The sequence below is a fragment of the Allosphingosinicella deserti genome (assembly GCF_003012735.1).
In the GTDB taxonomy this organism is placed as follows: domain Bacteria; phylum Pseudomonadota; class Alphaproteobacteria; order Sphingomonadales; family Sphingomonadaceae; genus Allosphingosinicella; species Allosphingosinicella deserti.
Window position 1 is genome coordinate 198,710 of sequence record NZ_PXYI01000005.1, and the last position, 15,308, is coordinate 214,017.

A 15,308-nucleotide genomic window follows, 5' to 3' on the forward strand; every position below is an offset into this window, starting at 1 on the left:
TTGGGGATCTGTCGGCTTTAGCCGAATAGGCTGCGATTGTTGCCGGCTCTTCGGAGACTGAGCGCACGAGAAAATCGTTGTCGCATGATCGTCGGCCTAGCTCCGCGCGCTTTTCTATGTCATCCCGTTGCCGGGGAGTCGCGTGCGTACAAATGGCGCCGTTTCCGACTCTATCTCCGGGGGGAGGGTAGAAATGGCTGTCAGTTTCACGATCACGCGTACCACGAATCTGTTCCACGACCAGGATGAAACCGGCGTCGTCGATCCCGGCGATACGCTTCGCACCTGGATCGTCGTGACCAATGCGTCCGCATCGCCGGCAGACCTTGCAACCGGCGTCTCAATTGCCGACTCGCTTAGCGGTTCGACGCTGGTTCCGGGCACGCTCAACATTTCCCCGATCGCGTTCAACGATTCGTTCACCGCCGTCGGCAACACGGTGCTGCGGGTCGGCGGCGCCGGCAACATCGGTGCCGGCCCATCCTCGGTCGTGGCTGGCAATCTGCTCGCCAACGACGTCGGCAGCGGACCGTCTGCGATCGCCGGTGACGATGCGCCCGGTTTCTCGATCGTCACGGTCAGCAACGGCGTCAGCGCCGGCGGCGGCACGTTCAACATCTTCAGCGACGGCTCGTTCAACTACGTGAACGAGGCCGGTGACACGGGCACCGACAGCTTCACCTACACCATCCGCGACAATGGCCTGGACGGCATCGCCAACAATGCGGACGACCTCACCAGCACCGCAACGGTCACGATCACGCTGTCGGGAGAGGTCTGGTACGTCGACACGGCCGCCGCAAGCGGCGGCACCGGCACGTCGAACAACCCCTTCAACACGCTCGCCGCAATCGGCGGCGCGGGCGATCCCGACGGCAATGGGGACGTCATCTACCTGAAGGGCAGCGCCACCGGCACGATCGCGCTCGAAACCGATCAGCAACTTGTCGGCACCGGCGCGGCGCTCACCGTCGGGGGCTTCAATCTCGCCGCGGCGAGCAGCAACGCGACGATCACGGCATCCGGCGGAACCGTCGTCACGCTCGCAACCGGGAACAGCGTGCTCGGCGTGAATGTCGTTACCGGGGACGCCTCCACCGTCGGAATTCAGGATGGCGGTGGCACCGTCGGCGCGTTGAAGATCGATGCCATTACCATCACCGGATCCGGCAAGGCCATCGACATCGACCAGGGCGGCGCCCTGGACGTCGACATCAACTTGCTGCACGCGAGCGGCGCCAGCGAAGGCGTGCATCTCGCGGGTACCGCCGCGAACCTGCTGACGGGTTCGTTTCGAGCCGCCAACGGCGTTATCCAGACCGCCACCAACCAGGGCTTCCTGATCGGGGCGGCGGGCGGCGGCGCTGCCAGTTCCGGGGGCAGCGCCAACATATTTTATGGTGGATCGATCTCCAGCAACGGCCTGGCGCTCGTCGAAATACAGGACCGCACCGGCGGAACGGTCACCTTCACCGGCGTGTTCACCGATGGTTCCGGACCTGGGATCATCGCCGACGGCAATGCCGGCGCGATCAGTTTCAACAACCGAATTTTCGTCGAAAGCGGCGCCAGCACCGCTGTTTCGCTCACCAACAACAGCGGCACCATCGCCTTCAGCGGGGCGGGGGCCGGAATGGACCTGACCACCACCACCGGCACAGGATTCAGCGCGGTGAACAGCGGCACCGTGGTCATTCAAGGTTCGGGCAACACGATCACCTCGAGCGGCGGTACCGCCCTCAATGTTTCGTCCACCACGATCGGCACCGGCGGCCTTACCTTCGAGAGCATCAGCGCCAATGGCGGTGCCAAGGGTATCGTCCTCAACAATACCGGCAATACGGCCGGCCTGACCATCACCGGCACCGGCACCACCGACGGATCGGGCGGCACGATCCAGAACACAGACGCCCGTGGCATCGAGCTGATCGGCACGGCGAACGTCAACATCAAAAATCTAAACCTGACCAACGCCAACGATGCCAACGACACAGTGGGCAACGACCTGACGCTCACCAGCGCCAATGGCGCGGTCTACATGAGCAATGTCAGCGGCGCAGTGTTCGACAACATCAACATCACCGGCACGATCCTCGACAACGGCATCACCGGCATCAATGTCAGCAACTTCCAGCTGAACAACAGCGTGATCAACAATGCCGGCAATGGTGCCAACGAAAGCGGCATCGAGTTCAACAATTTGTCCGGCACTTCGTCGCTGACCAACAGCGAGATTGCCCTTTCCGAGACCAACAGCCTCGACATCGTCAACACCGACGTCAACCTGAATCTGACGCTGAACAACGTCGTCTTCCGTGATACCCAGAGCAGCGGAATCGGCGAAGGCGGGCTGCAGTTCCGCAGCTTCAGCAATGCCGCCGGTGCGCCCGTCACCAACATCGACATTCTCGACAGCGATTTCCTGCGGCTGCGCACCCAGGCGATCCAGGTGATCGGCGAGGACGATTCCACGGTCAGCGTCGACATCGTCAACAATGTGATCGACAGCGGCACCGAGATCGGGACCGGGATCGACATCAACGGCAACGACAACGCCAACGTCGCCTTCAACATCAATTCGAATCCGACCATCCGATCGAGCGGCGGTTCGGCTGTCAACATCACCTCGTTCCTGAACGCGACCGTGATGGGCCGGATCAACAACAATGCCGACATCGAGACGTACAGCCAGAATCCCGGAATCACGGGCGCCTACGGCAGCGGGATTCGCGTGCTCGCCCAGGAAAATTCGCGCGCGATCGTCCAGGCGTCCGGCAACACGCTGACCCAGGGGCTGGGCAACAACAGCTCCGCGGTCGATGCGATCGCGCGGGAGGGCAGCGCGCGCCTCGATCTGACGCTGGCCGGGAACAGCATCATCGCCGCCGACCCCAGCATGCTCGCCGCAATCAACCTCCAGAGCGGCTCGTCGTCGAGCAGCAACATCGAAACCAACCAGATCTACGCCAACATCATCAACAACAATCTGAACGTGCCCGGCGGGCCCAATCTCCTGCGACTGCGGGTGTCGGAGCTGGACGACAGCCACAATCCGCGCATCTTCCTGCAGGGCTTCGTCGAGGCCGGCGCCGGCATCGAAGACGACACTGTCGCGACCTGGAACCTCAACGGCAACACGCCGCTCGGCACGACCGGCAACATCGCGGTCAGCCTCAGCGGCACCGCGACGGGGCCGAGCGCCGGCACGGCGCAGACGCCGAGCAATCCGCTGCCGATCTTCGCCGCCGTCGCGCCGCCCGTCGAGTCGAATGCCGCTCCCGCCCCGCAGACTGGCGACGACGGCGACCCCGAAACCAGCGGCAATGCGCCGGCGCCGGTTGCGCCCGCGCCCGGCCCGGCGGTCGTCGACGACGGCAATCTCACGCCGGCCGAGCTCGCCCTGATCGTCGACGCGGCGATCGCCCGCTGGGCGGCCGCCGGCGCAACCGACGCCCAGCTCGCCGCGATGCGCGGGGTTGCCGTGTCCATCGACACGCTCGCCGGCCTGCAGCTCGCCGAAAGCGGCGGCGGTACGATCCGGATCGACGACAATGGCGCAGGCTTCAGCTGGTTCGTCGACGCGACGCCCGGTGACGACGCCGAATATCAGGCGGCCGGCGGCCGGCTTTCCGCGGTGGACGCGCTGGCCGCCGCCGGCACGCGCATCGACCTCCTCACCGTTGTGATGCACGAGCTCGGCCATCAGATCGGCCTCGGCGACGAATATGGGATGGGCGACCGCGCCGACCTGATGTTCGGCACGATCAATCCCGGCGAACGGCGCCTGCCGGGCAGCGAGGAGGTTCAGTCGGCCAATGGCAATGCCGTGGTCGGCGCATTCGCATTAGCGCCGATCAACATTGGCAATCTGCCGGCCGGTCAGAGCGTCACCATCGAGTTCCGCCACATCGTCAACGCTTCCGGAGAGGACGGCCTGGTTGCCGGCGTATCCGGCAGCGCGACCGTCGATTCCGATCAGACCGCACCGCAGAGCAGCGCGACCAACGTCACCGCCGTCGACGGGCTGACGCTCGGCGGCCAGATCTTCATCGATCTCGACAAGGATGGCATCCTCGACCCCGGCGAGGCCGGTCCGAGCGGCGTGACACTCACGCTCTATGCCGACAGCAACAATGACGGCGTCTTCAGCGCCGGGGACCTTTATGTCGGCTATAACGAACTTGGCGGCGGCGCCGGCTATCAGCAGGGCATCGACACGCCGGCGCCGGGCGGCACCGGCACGGCGCTGACCACCGCCACGCTGGCGAACGGGTTTTACAGCTTCGCCAATCTCGCGCCGGGCGACTATATCGTCGTCATCGGCGCCGGCAATTTTTCCGGAGGCGGGGCGCTGAACGGCCGCGTCGTGAGCGCGAGCGCCAACGATCCGGACGACAATGTCGACAACGACAATAATGGCCAGCCGCTCTCCGGCCTCGTTGCGACGCGCGCGATCACGCTCGCCTACGGCACCGAGACATTGGCCGGGCCGACCGGCCCGGCGCTCGACACCAACACCACGCTCGACGTCGGGTTCGAGATTCCGAACCAGCCACCGGTGATCGGCAATCTTCAGGGGGACAGCGTCGACTTCATCGAAGGCGGTATCACCGTCGGATTCGATGCCTCCCTCGACGCCACTATCGCCGACAGCGACAGCCCGGATTTCGCCGGCGGCTCGCTGACCGTTACCGTCATCGATCCGCTCGACGACGATGCCATCGTCATCAGGACCGGCGGCGCCGTCAGCGCGACGATGGATGCCGGCAATGCGTCGGGCACGGTGTCGGTGGGCGGCGTCCAGATCGCAACCTGGACGCTCGCCGGCACCGGCCTGTCGATGGTCTTCTCGTTCGACGCCGATGCGACACCTTCGGCCGTTCAGGAGCTGGTTCGTGCGCTCGGCTATCGCAACACCAACCAGATCGATCCAGGCATCGCGACCCGCAACGTCAGCTTCACTTTGGTGGACGGCGACGGCCGCACCAATGGCGGCGACGACGACACGAATGTCACCACCACCGTCACGCTCAGCGCGGTCAACGATGCGCCGAGCGGTCAGGACGACAGCGCCACGATCGCGGAGGACTCGACCCACGTTTTCAGCGCCGCGGACTTCAACTTCAGCGACGTCGACGGCAACGGCTTCGCAGGGGTGATGTTCACCACGCTCCCGGCGAATGGCGTCATCAGGATCAACGGGGTCGCGATCAGCGCCGGCGGCTTCGCGTCGGCAGCCGACATCTCGAGCGGGCTCGTCACCTACACGCCGAATGACGATCAGGTTGGGACCGCCCTCGACACCTTCACCTTCCGGGTGCGGGACAATGGCGGCACCGCCAATGGCGGCGCCGATACGGATCAGACGCCGAACACGTTCACGTTCAACGTCACACCGCTCAACGATGCGCCCCTGATCTCCAACCTGAACGGCGACACTGCGGGGTATACGGAGAATGGCGCGCCGCTGCTGCTCGATGTCGGCAGCAATGCCGTGGTCACCGACGTCGACAGCTTCAATTTCGAGTTGGGCACGCTGACCATCACGATCAACGCCGTTGGCGACGATGCCCTCTCGCTCGCGCCCGGAACGGTGGCCGTCGACAGCGGTACCCTGGCGGTGTCGGTTGCCGGGGTGGAAATCGGCACCCTCTTTCCGGTCGCGTCACCGCCGAATTTCGGCTTTTTCATCGCCCTCAACGCCAATGCCACGTCGGAACGGGTTCATGAGGTGATCCGCGCCGTTCAATACTCCAACACGGGCGACGATCCGGCGGCCGGTTCGCGCACCGTCACCTACACGTTGGCGGATGGCGACGGCAGCGGCCCTGGCGAGACCAGCACGATCATTCTTCAGAACTCGTTCGCGGTTCTCGCCGTCAACGATGCACCGGTCGGCTTCGACAAGACCATCGAGGTCAGCGAGGACGATCCCTACGCCTTCTTCCTCACCGATTTCGGCTTCGGCGACGCCGAAGGGCACGACTGGGCCGAGGTCATCATCTCCACCCTGCCGGGCAATGGCGAATTGCTGCTGAACGGCGTTGCGGTCACTGCGGGTCAGGCGGTTTCGCGGGCGGACATCAATGCCGGGCTGCTCAGCTTCGTGCCGGGTCCCGATGAAACCGGCGATAACTACGCCAGCTTCACCTTCCAGGTGCGTGACGACGGCGGCACCACCGACGGCGGAGTCGATCTCGATTCCACGCCGAACACGATCACGATCGACGTCAATCCGGACAACCTCCCGCCGGCACTCGATCTCAACGGCGCGCCTGCCGGCATCGACAATAGCGGCAGCTACAGCGAGGGCGGCGGCGCGTTGGTGCTCGCCCCGGCGGCGCTGATCACCGACGCCGACGATACCGACATCGAGAGCGCGCGGGTGACGATCACCGGCGGTCTCATCGCCGGACAGGATCGGCTCACGGTCAACGGGGCCATCACCGGCACGGTGAACGGCATCACGATCGCCTATAATGCGACGACCGGCGTTCTGACGCTGACCGGCACCGCGACGCTCGCCACCTATCAGGCGGTGCTCCGCCAGGTCGGCTTCGACTCGATCAGCGAGGCGCCGGGCACGTCACGAACCCTCAGCTGGACGGTGAATGACGGCGTCGACGACAGTCCCGCCGCCACGACGACGATCGCAGTGACGTCGATCAACGATCTGCCGGCGGGGGCCAGCAGCACGATCGTCATCAACGAGGATGCCGCGCGCACGCTCAGCGCGGCCGATTTCGGCTTCAGCGACGTCGACGGCAGCTTCGCCAGCGTGACGATCGGCTCCGTCAGCGGCGGCAGGATCTTCTTCGATGCGGATGGGGTCGGACCGGCGCTCGCAACGGATGTGATGCTGCCGCGGGTGTTCACCGCCGCCGAACTCGCCGGCGGCTGGGTCAGCTTCGTGCCGACATCCAACGCCAATGGTGCAGGCTTGGGCAGCATCAGCTTCGCCGTCACCGACGATGACGGCGGCAGCGATGCCAGCCCGAACACGCTCACCATCGACGTGACTGCGGTCAACGACGCACCGACTCTCAGTGCCGCTGCCCCGGTTTCCGCGACCGAGCAGACGGCGATTGCCGTGCTTTCGGGCGTGACCGTCGCCGATGTCGATCTCGATCAGAAGAATGGCGGGCTCGGCGACTATGCCGGCGCGACGTTCAGCCTGAACCGCAATCCGGGGGCCGATGCGCAGGACGTCTTCAGCCTCGTTGCGGGTTCGGGGTTCACGATCGACGGCAACCAGCTCAAGGCGGGCGGACTGGTCTTCGGCACCTTCTCGATCAGCCCGACCGGGTTCATCCAGATCAGCTTCACCAGCAGCCAAACGATCGCGACCTCGGCCTTGGCGGATCAAGTGATCCAGTCGGTCCGGTATCTCAACGCCAGCGACACACCGCCGCTCTCGATCGATCTTGCCTACGGGTTCACGGACGGTTCGCCGGGGCAGGGGCAGGGCAACGGCGCGACCAACCTGGACGTGAAGCTGGTGACTGTCGGAATCACCGCGGTGAACGACGCCCCGATCAACAGCCTGACGCCGACCCAGGCCGGCACCGAGGATGTGAACCTGGTCTTCTCAACGGCGAACGGGAACGCGATCACCGTGTCGGATGCCGAGGCGAGCACGTTGCAAGTCAGCTTGAGCGTTGCCAACGGGCTGCTGACCCTGTCCGGCTTAGCGGGGCTCAGCTTCAGTGTCGGCGACGGCACCGGTGACTCGACGATGACGTTCAGCGGCACCGCCGCGGCGATCAACGCCGCGCTCGATGGCCTCGTCTATCGCGGCGCGCTCAACTATCACGGGGTCGACTCGCTGACGGTGACGACCAGCGATCTCGGCGTCGCCGGCACCGGCGGCACCAGGACCGATCAGGACGTGATCACGATCAGCCTCGCCACCGACGGCTTCGTCGATGGCGGCGCCGGTGACGACACGACGACCGGCACCAGCGGCGCCGACCAGTTCCTGTTTCAGCAGGGTGGCCACGATCATGGCGACGGCGGCCCCGGCAATGCCAACGATCGCTTCTATTTCGGCGACCAGTGGGAGTCGGGCGACAGCGTCGATGGCGGCGGCGGCGAGGATGCGCTGCAGCTCGCCGGCGACTACGCTTATGCGTTCGGCGAGACCCAGATGATCTCGATCGAGCGGCTGCGGCTCGGCAGCGGGGGGGGCGCGGATTTCGACTATTACCTGACCATGGCGGACGGCAATGTCGCGGCCGGCGAGCAATTGCTGGTCGATGCGACGAGCCTGGTCGCCGGAGAGACGCTGACCTTCCTCGGCATGGCGGAAGCGAACGGCCGCTACCGCATCCTCGGCGGCGCCGGCGACGATCTGCTCGTTGCGGGCAGGCAGAACGATGTCGTCGATGGCGGCGCCGGCAACGACACGCTCTACGGCGGGCTCGGCGACGACCGGATCAGCGGCGGTCTCGGGCGTGACATTCTGAACGGCGGCAGCGGCGGCGATACGGTCGTCTATGCGTCGGCGGCGGAGTCCACCGGCCTTGGCTTCGACACGATCGAGAAGTTCAGTACCTTTGTCGACCGCATCGACCTGCCGTTCGCGGTCACCGGATGGAGCGGCACCGTCAGCACCGGCGGGCTCAGCACCGCCAGCTTCGACGGTGACCTCGCGGCGGCGGTGAACGCTTCGCTCAACGGCCACTCGGCGGTCCTGTTCACGGCCAGCAGCGGCGATTCCGCCGGCCGCACCTTCGCAGTGATCGACGGCAATGGCGACGGATCCTACCAGGCCGGCCAGGATTATGTGATCGAGTTCGCCCAGCCGGTGGCGTCGCTTGACGCGACTTCGGTCTACTTCGTGTAAGCGCTGTGAAAATTTGAAGAGCTCGCACGCATGGAAGCCGGCCTTCGAAATAAGACCAAGGTCGCGCTCGCTGCCTACTTGTTGAGTCGCGCGCACTGTGGCAGCCTCTCCAATAATTCCATGTCCTTCGGGGAGCAGACATGGTGGCGGGGCAGGAGGAAGGAGCGCGCTATCGCGCGTTCCTGAGCTATAATCACAAGGATGGGCAGCAGGCGCGCTGGCTTCATCGCCGGCTCGAAGGTTATCGAATTCCGCGACGACTCGCCGGTAAGGAGGGCGACCGCGGGATCGTCCCCGCACGACTTTCGCCGATCTTCCGCGATCGTGAGGAGTTGCCGGCGGCAGGCGATCTGTCCGAGAAGGTACGTGCGGCGCTGGCGGCCTCCCAAAGCCTGATCGTCGTCTGCTCGCCCAATGCCGCGGCGTCGCCATGGGTGGCGAAGGAGATCGACACCTTTCGGGAGCTCCATCCCGGCAGGCCGATCTTAGCCGCGATCCTCGACGGCGAGCCGGCGCAATGCTTTCCGCCCCCGCTCGGCGCCAATGGTGCCGAGCCGCTCGCCGCCGATCTGCGCAAGCAGGGCGATGGCCGCCGCCTGGGTCTGCTGAAACTGGTCGCCGGCCTTGCCGGTACCGGCCTCGACGCCCTCGTCCAGCGGGACGCCCAGCGCCGAATCCGCCGCGTGATGGCCGTCACGATGGGTGCGCTGATGATGATGCTAGTCACCACCGCATTGGCGATCTTCGCCTTCAACGCCCGAGCGGAGGCCGAACGCCAACGTGCCGAGGCGGAGGGACTGGTTGAATTCATGCTGACCGATCTGCGCCGAGAATTGAGGGAGGTGGGCCGCCTCGACATCATGGCAACCGTCAACGATCGCGCCATGAGTTTCTACCGAGAACGCGAGCGAGCCGCAGGGTCTCGAGGCGATCTCACCAATCGCGCTCGCCTCAATCAGACGGCTGGCGAAGACGCGCTCACGCGGGGGAATCTGGAGACCGCTCTTCGATTTTTTCGCCAGGCCCACACGAACAGTGCTGCCGCCATGGAGAGTGCGGCGGATGATCCGGGAGCGCTCTTCGTGCACGGCCGCAGCGAATATTGGATTGGCCGAGTTTACGAGCTGCGCCAGCAATGGCGGCTGGCCGAGGTGCACTATCGCCGTTTCCGCGTATCCACCGAAAGCCTGATTGCCAGCGATCCCCACAATCCCGAATATATGAAGCAGGTCGCCTGGGCGGCGATCGATCTGGGGAATCTGCAGCTCAACGGCGCCAGGGATGCCGCGGCTGCGCAGCTCTCTTATCGAGAAGCGGTCCGTTGGTTCACCAATGCCGCTCAGGCCGACCGGTCGGATGAGAACACCCGCCTCGCGTTGGCGAATGCTTATGGCTGGCTCGCCGAGAGCTATTGGGCGCAGGATCTTCGCAATGACGGGCTGGAAGCACGACTTCGTCAGCATGAGATTGTAAGCGGACTGCACGAGGCCGACTCCTCGAGCTTTGAAAAACTGTTCCGCCTTGCGGTTGCCGATCGCGGACTTGCTCGTATGCTGGGCAATCTGGGCCGCGCCGAGGAGGGACGGTCGTTCCTCAGTCGCGCCTGGGCTCGTTCGGGCGCTCTCACGGCCCGCGATCCGAGCAACTCCGAGTGGCTACTGCTCCGCGTATTTCTTGCATGCGACATTATATTCGGCAAGCTTGGACCGCCCGACAACGTCTCGCGAGCTTGGGTCCGCAGCGAACTGAGAGGGGCTGCCTCTACCATGCGCGCGCAGCGCAATCCCCGCGTCGCGGAATTTGCAAACTGTCTCAATGCTCTGGGAAAAGGCGCCTAGTCACTGTCCCACCGCATCAACTCGGGTAAGTAAGGCGTAGAAGCAAGAGGAGATTGATCATGGATCAGCATGCCGAGATAGTCAGCTTCAAGAATCCTGCAGAAGTGGACGTTGCGACCGCGGTCGCGGGTGAGCCGCAGTTTCACGCGGCATACTTCTTTTACTATCGCAAAGGGATTGATAACGTATATGACATAGCTCCGTACGAATATTACGACATTTACCATCCCTTTGATAGACGAGAAATCGCGCAAAAGCTGTTTTTGAACGCCGCGAAAGACGAAAGGGATCCCCCGCGATTCTCATCTAGCCATCGAAAAATGAAAATGGAGCGGAAAAGCTACTACATTGTAGCGCGCGACGACGGCGCTGACTTCGAGGGAGAGCCGATTACCTTTACAAAGATCGGTGGGAGATCCGCGAATTATACGTTTAAAAACGGGGAGAAATTCTCTATCGAACTCATTCTAGACGATAGGCCAAAAAAGATAAATTTCGCATGTTATGAAAATCATCTCTGCAAGGAAAATGGCGAAGACCTTGAAGATTATGCATACGAGAATTTCTCGGTCCAGGTAAACTTCGTCGGTGGCAGATTGAGGCTGCTGGAGGATTCTGGTGGAACGAACATGGGTGGACCTGTGCCGCCGCCGTCGCTCTGGCTCGCAGAGCATATCCGGCGCGAGGTGCACAAGGTGCTTCAGGCGATGTACCGGTAAAGACGAATCGTGCATTCACTTCAGGAGATTCTCGCCTTTGCGAGAGCCGGTGCTCTGGACGAAGCGTGGAACCTGTTCCGGGCCGGCGGGCATGATTGCGATCATCGCCCGCCGGCTCTGTGTTTGAAGGGCCGCCTGCTCAAGGATAATGCGATCCGAGCGACCGGGCACGCGCGTCGCGCGCTCTATCGGGAGGCCGCGGATGCCTACGCCGAAGCGGGTCGAGGGGAGCAATCGACCTATCCGCTCATCAATGCTGCATCATTGGCGTTGCTAAGCGGTGAACCTGCAGAAGCGCGGGAACTGGCGCTGCGTGTTCTCCAGCGCATCGAAGATGCACCAGAGGAACCCGAAACACCTTATTACCGAGCGGCCACGAAGTCGGAGGCGCTATTGCTGCTTAACCAGCGCAGTGCCGCGGAGGACGCGTTTGCCGAGGCGATTGCGCTCGCGCCGTCCGCCTGGGAAGATCATGCCTCCACCTTGCGGCAGTTCGAACTGATCCTTTCCGAGCAACGGCAGGATTCCTCGTGGCTGAATGCCTACCGCCCGCCCCGCTCGCTACATTTCGGTGGTCACATGTCGTTCGAGGCCGCCGTCGGTGGCCGACGACGGCTTGTGGAGGCGATTGCTGCAACTCTCGAAGCCGAGCGGGTCGGCTTCGGGTTTGGCGCCCTCGCGGCAGGCGCGGACATCCTCATCGCGGAAGCGTTACTCGAGCGTGGTGGCGCGCTGCACCTTGTACTTCCTGGAGGCGCCGGCGCCTTCGCGGCCTGCTCCGTCGATCCATTCGGAGCGGACTGGCGTAAACGGTTCGACAGGGCGCTTGCCCAGGCGGAAACGATCAGGTCGATCCGGCCGATCGATATCGCACCCGATGTGGAAACAATCCGACTTGCCGACGAAGTTGCGATGGGAGCGGCGTTGATCAATGCCAGCAGGCTCGAGAGCCAGCCAGTGCAGATCCTCGTCATCGACACCGATGCTGCGGCAGCCGGTGGCTCGACCGGTGCCGCTCTGGCTCAATGGGCAGCAGGCGGGTGGCGCCAGCATCTGATTCGTGCGCCGCGAGAAGCGATTGCGCCCGATCTGTCGGGTAAGCTTGCACCTGTGGCGCACCGGCGTGCTCTCGCAGTGCTATGTATCCAGCTCGACGATTTGGATGGCCCGGCCGTGTCGCTCAGTCGCGCGAAGGCAGATCTCTCGGAATATACGCGTGCCGCGGTGCCGCCTTATCTGGCGGATGATCAGGTCCTGCTCGCCTTCGAGGATGCAACTGAAGCCGCCCACACTGCCTTGGGATTGGCAGATGCAGGGTGGCGGGTCGGCGGCGATTACATCGCGGTGGTGCCGTTTACCGACCCGTTCTCGGGTGGCGAGCGGCTCCCGATCGCCTCCCTCGGACCGGCCAAAGCTGCGGCGAATTCAACCCCAGCCGGCACTGCCTGCGTCACCGACGATTTCGCGGCCGCTCTGGCCGTTTCCGGCCACGCCGGGCCGACGAGCGAACTCGTCGGGGAACTTGAACTGCGCGCGTCGGGCGCGGCCATCGAGCTCTTCGTGCTGAGGCCGCGATCTACATGATCAACGCTTCCAGCCGCCGCGGTGCGACAATGACGAGAGCATCCGGACTGCGGCGAATGATCCCGCGTCGCTCGAGTCCGTTCACCGCGCGTGACGCCGTTTCGCGGGTCGTTGCAACGCGCAGCGCCAACTCCGCCACCACGGGAGCAGGCCGGATGGTGAGATCAGCGCATGCGCGTGCCTGCCGCAGCAGTTCCGCATAGACCCGCCCCATGGCGGAGATGGCGGCGCGCTCGTACATCCGCTCGGTTGTCTTTCGCAGGCGCTTGAGCAGCATGCGCGAGAGGGCAAGGCTGATGCAGCCGTGCTGCTGCGCGAGCAGGGCGAATTCGGCAGCTTCGAGGACCAGCGCACGTGCATCCTCGAGCGCGCGGACATCCGCCTCCTGCCGCACCGGCTCGAGCTCGCCGAGCGCACCGAACAGGTCGCCGGGATTATATTCGTGGAGCAGCACCATCTGGCCGTCGGCGCTGTAGAGCAGGGCCTGGGCACGGCCGAATAGGAGCAGGAAGGCGGTGCTCAGCCAATCGCCCTGGCGCAGGATCGTAGCATTCCCGGCATAAGCGCAGACCCGGCCCCGGCGCATGACCTGGGCGGCGACTTCGGCGGAGCAGGTGAAGATGCGCGCGATGAGATCGTGCGCGGCGTGGCCCTGCGGATCGCCGGCATTGGAGCCCCTTTCCATGAGGGGATCAGACCCGAGATTCCAAGAATTCGCAACGGCGTGCGCGGGCTGGAGCAAAGAAAATGGTCGGGGAGAGAGGATTCGAACCTCCGGCCCCTGCCTCCCGAAGACAGTGCTCTACCAGGCTGAGCTACTCCCCGACCGGATACCGGCTTGCGCCGACCGGAAGGCAGGAGCGAGCCTATAGGGGGCGGTTTTCGGCAGCGCAAGCGGTCTCTTGGTGATCTTTTGCGGCCTTCAGAGCGTGGGCGGGGGAGGTCTCCGCGCGAGGCCGGGAGGCGGTTTTCAGGAGGGCGGGGCGAGGCTGCCGAGCATGTCGGCGATGCTGACGAACTTCTCCCGCGGACTCCCGGTGCGGGCACGTGCGGCTTCGGCCGCCTCGATCCGCTGCCAGTCGCAGAACGGGACGGGAGACACGCCGCGGGCCTGGAGGAGCGCGTCGAGCCCGCTCCCGCCGGGCTTGCCGCCGTCGCCGGTGCCGAAGCGCGCGAAGATCTTTTCGGCGACCTCGAAGCCGTCGGGCCGGTTGGTGCCGATCGTTCCGGTCGGCCCCCGCCGGGCCCAGCCGACGCAATAGACGCCGTCGCCGATCACGCCTTCGTCATTGGCGAAGCGGCCGCGCGCCTGATCGTAGGGTATGCCTTCGATCGGCGGCGTCTGGTAGCCGATGCAGGTGACGATCAGGCCGCAGTCGATCGCGTGGCGCTCGCCGGTGCCGACCGCGCGGCCGTCGTCGGTCAGGCGGGTATGCTCGAAGATCAGGCGCTCGACCTTGCCGTCGCCCTCTACCGCGACCGGCATCGCGAAGAATTCGAATTCGATCACCTTCTTGCCGCCCGCCGCGCCTTCGGGAACGGTGGCCGCGAAGTCGCGCAAATGGGTGACAGATTTGCGAACGCCCGGCTCCAGCGCCGCATCCTCCGGTTCGGGCGGCAGATCGGCGGGATCGACGTGCGGCGCCGCCGCCTCGAGGTGGCTAAGCTCGCCGAGCTCCTTGGGAGTCATCGCGATCTGGTGAGGGCCGCGCCGGCCAAGCACGTGCACGACACGAATGGCGGAACGGCCGAGCGCGTCGAGCGCGTGGCCGACGATGTCGGAGCCTTCGAACTCCTTCTCGGTCTTGGAAAGGATGCGGGCGACGTCCAGCGCGACATTGCCGTTGCCGATCACCGCCGCGCCGGTTCCGTCGAGCGGCGGATCGAGATCGGCGAAATCGGGGTGCCCGTTATACCAGCCGACGAACGCCGCGGAGCCGATCACGCCCGGCAGGTCGCTTCCGGGAATGGCGAGCGGACGATCGGCCGGCGCGCCGGTGGCGACGATTACCGCATCATAGAGGTCGCGAAGCTCGTCGACCGATACGTCGCGGCCGACGAGGACATTGCCGACGAAGCGGACCCCTTCCGCCACAGCGACTTTCTCGTAGCGCTTCGACACCGCCTTGATCGACTGGTGATCGGGCGCCACGCCGGAGCGGATCAGACCGTAGGGCACGGGCAGGCGGTCGATCAGATCGATCCTGACGCCGGCGCCGAATTGCTTCTGCAGCCCCTCGGCGCTGTAGAAGCCGGCGGGGCCGGAGCCGATGATCGCTATGTGCCGCATCCGCGCTCTCCCGGGCCTGTGTGCCCTCGAAT

At 64.8% G+C, this 15,308-nt stretch carries 6 protein-coding genes and 1 tRNA gene; 4 read left to right on the forward strand and 3 right to left on the reverse strand.

Translation table 11 applies throughout. The features are described 5' to 3' along the window. Nucleotides 1–193 precede the first annotated feature (193 nt). From C7I55_RS16370 to C7I55_RS16385, 4 genes are all read left to right on the forward strand, one after another. On the forward strand, nt 194–8,845 hold the full coding sequence (locus C7I55_RS16370; protein WP_106514087.1) for a beta strand repeat-containing protein: 8,652 nt from the start codon (nt 194–196) through the stop codon (nt 8,843–8,845). A 140-nt stretch (nt 8,846–8,985) separates the two neighbouring features. Continuing rightward, on the forward strand, nt 8,986–10,683 hold the full coding sequence (locus C7I55_RS16375) for a toll/interleukin-1 receptor domain-containing protein (RefSeq protein ID WP_106514088.1): 1,698 nt from the start codon (nt 8,986–8,988) through the stop codon (nt 10,681–10,683). A 59-nt stretch (nt 10,684–10,742) separates the two neighbouring features. Beyond that, a complete protein-coding gene (locus C7I55_RS16380) occupies nt 10,743–11,402 on the forward strand; it encodes a hypothetical protein (RefSeq protein ID WP_106514089.1) in 660 nt (219 codons plus the stop codon). 9 nt (nt 11,403–11,411) lie between these two features. Then, nucleotides 11,412–12,986, forward strand: a complete 1,575-nt coding sequence (locus C7I55_RS16385; protein ID WP_158266456.1) for a TRAFs-binding domain-containing protein — start codon at nt 11,412–11,414, stop codon at nt 12,984–12,986. Here C7I55_RS16385 and C7I55_RS16390 read toward each other — a convergent pair. From C7I55_RS16390 to C7I55_RS16400, 3 genes are all read right to left on the reverse strand, one after another. Continuing rightward, complete coding sequence (locus tag C7I55_RS16390) at nt 12,979–13,671, reverse strand: Crp/Fnr family transcriptional regulator (protein ID WP_106514091.1); 693 nt, start codon at nt 13,669–13,671, stop codon at nt 12,979–12,981. The genes C7I55_RS16385 and C7I55_RS16390 overlap by 8 nt on opposite strands. A gap of 63 nt (nt 13,672–13,734) precedes the next feature. Continuing rightward, nucleotides 13,735–13,811 (reverse strand) — tRNA-Pro (locus tag C7I55_RS16395). A gap of 145 nt (nt 13,812–13,956) precedes the next feature. Beyond that, entirely contained in the window at nt 13,957–15,276 is a 1,320-nt protein-coding gene (locus C7I55_RS16400; RefSeq protein WP_106514092.1) for an FAD-dependent oxidoreductase, read from the reverse strand. Nucleotides 15,277–15,308 lie beyond the last annotated feature (32 nt).

What these genes read in the sequence shown, in the direction of transcription:
- C7I55_RS16370 (WP_106514087.1), top strand. Translation starts at nt 194, where the DNA reads ATGGCTGTCAGTTTCACGATCACGCGTACCACGAATCTGTTCCACGAC.
- C7I55_RS16375 (WP_106514088.1), top strand. Translation starts at nt 8,986, where the DNA reads ATGGTGGCGGGGCAGGAGGAAGGAGCGCGCTATCGCGCGTTCCTGAGC.
- C7I55_RS16380 (WP_106514089.1), top strand. Translation starts at nt 10,743, where the DNA reads ATGGATCAGCATGCCGAGATAGTCAGCTTCAAGAATCCTGCAGAAGTG.
- C7I55_RS16390 (WP_106514091.1), bottom strand. Translation starts at nt 13,671, where the DNA reads ATGGAAAGGGGCTCCAATGCCGGCGATCCGCAGGGCCACGCCGCGCAC.
- C7I55_RS16400 (WP_106514092.1), bottom strand. Translation starts at nt 15,276, where the DNA reads ATGCGGCACATAGCGATCATCGGCTCCGGCCCCGCCGGCTTCTACAGC.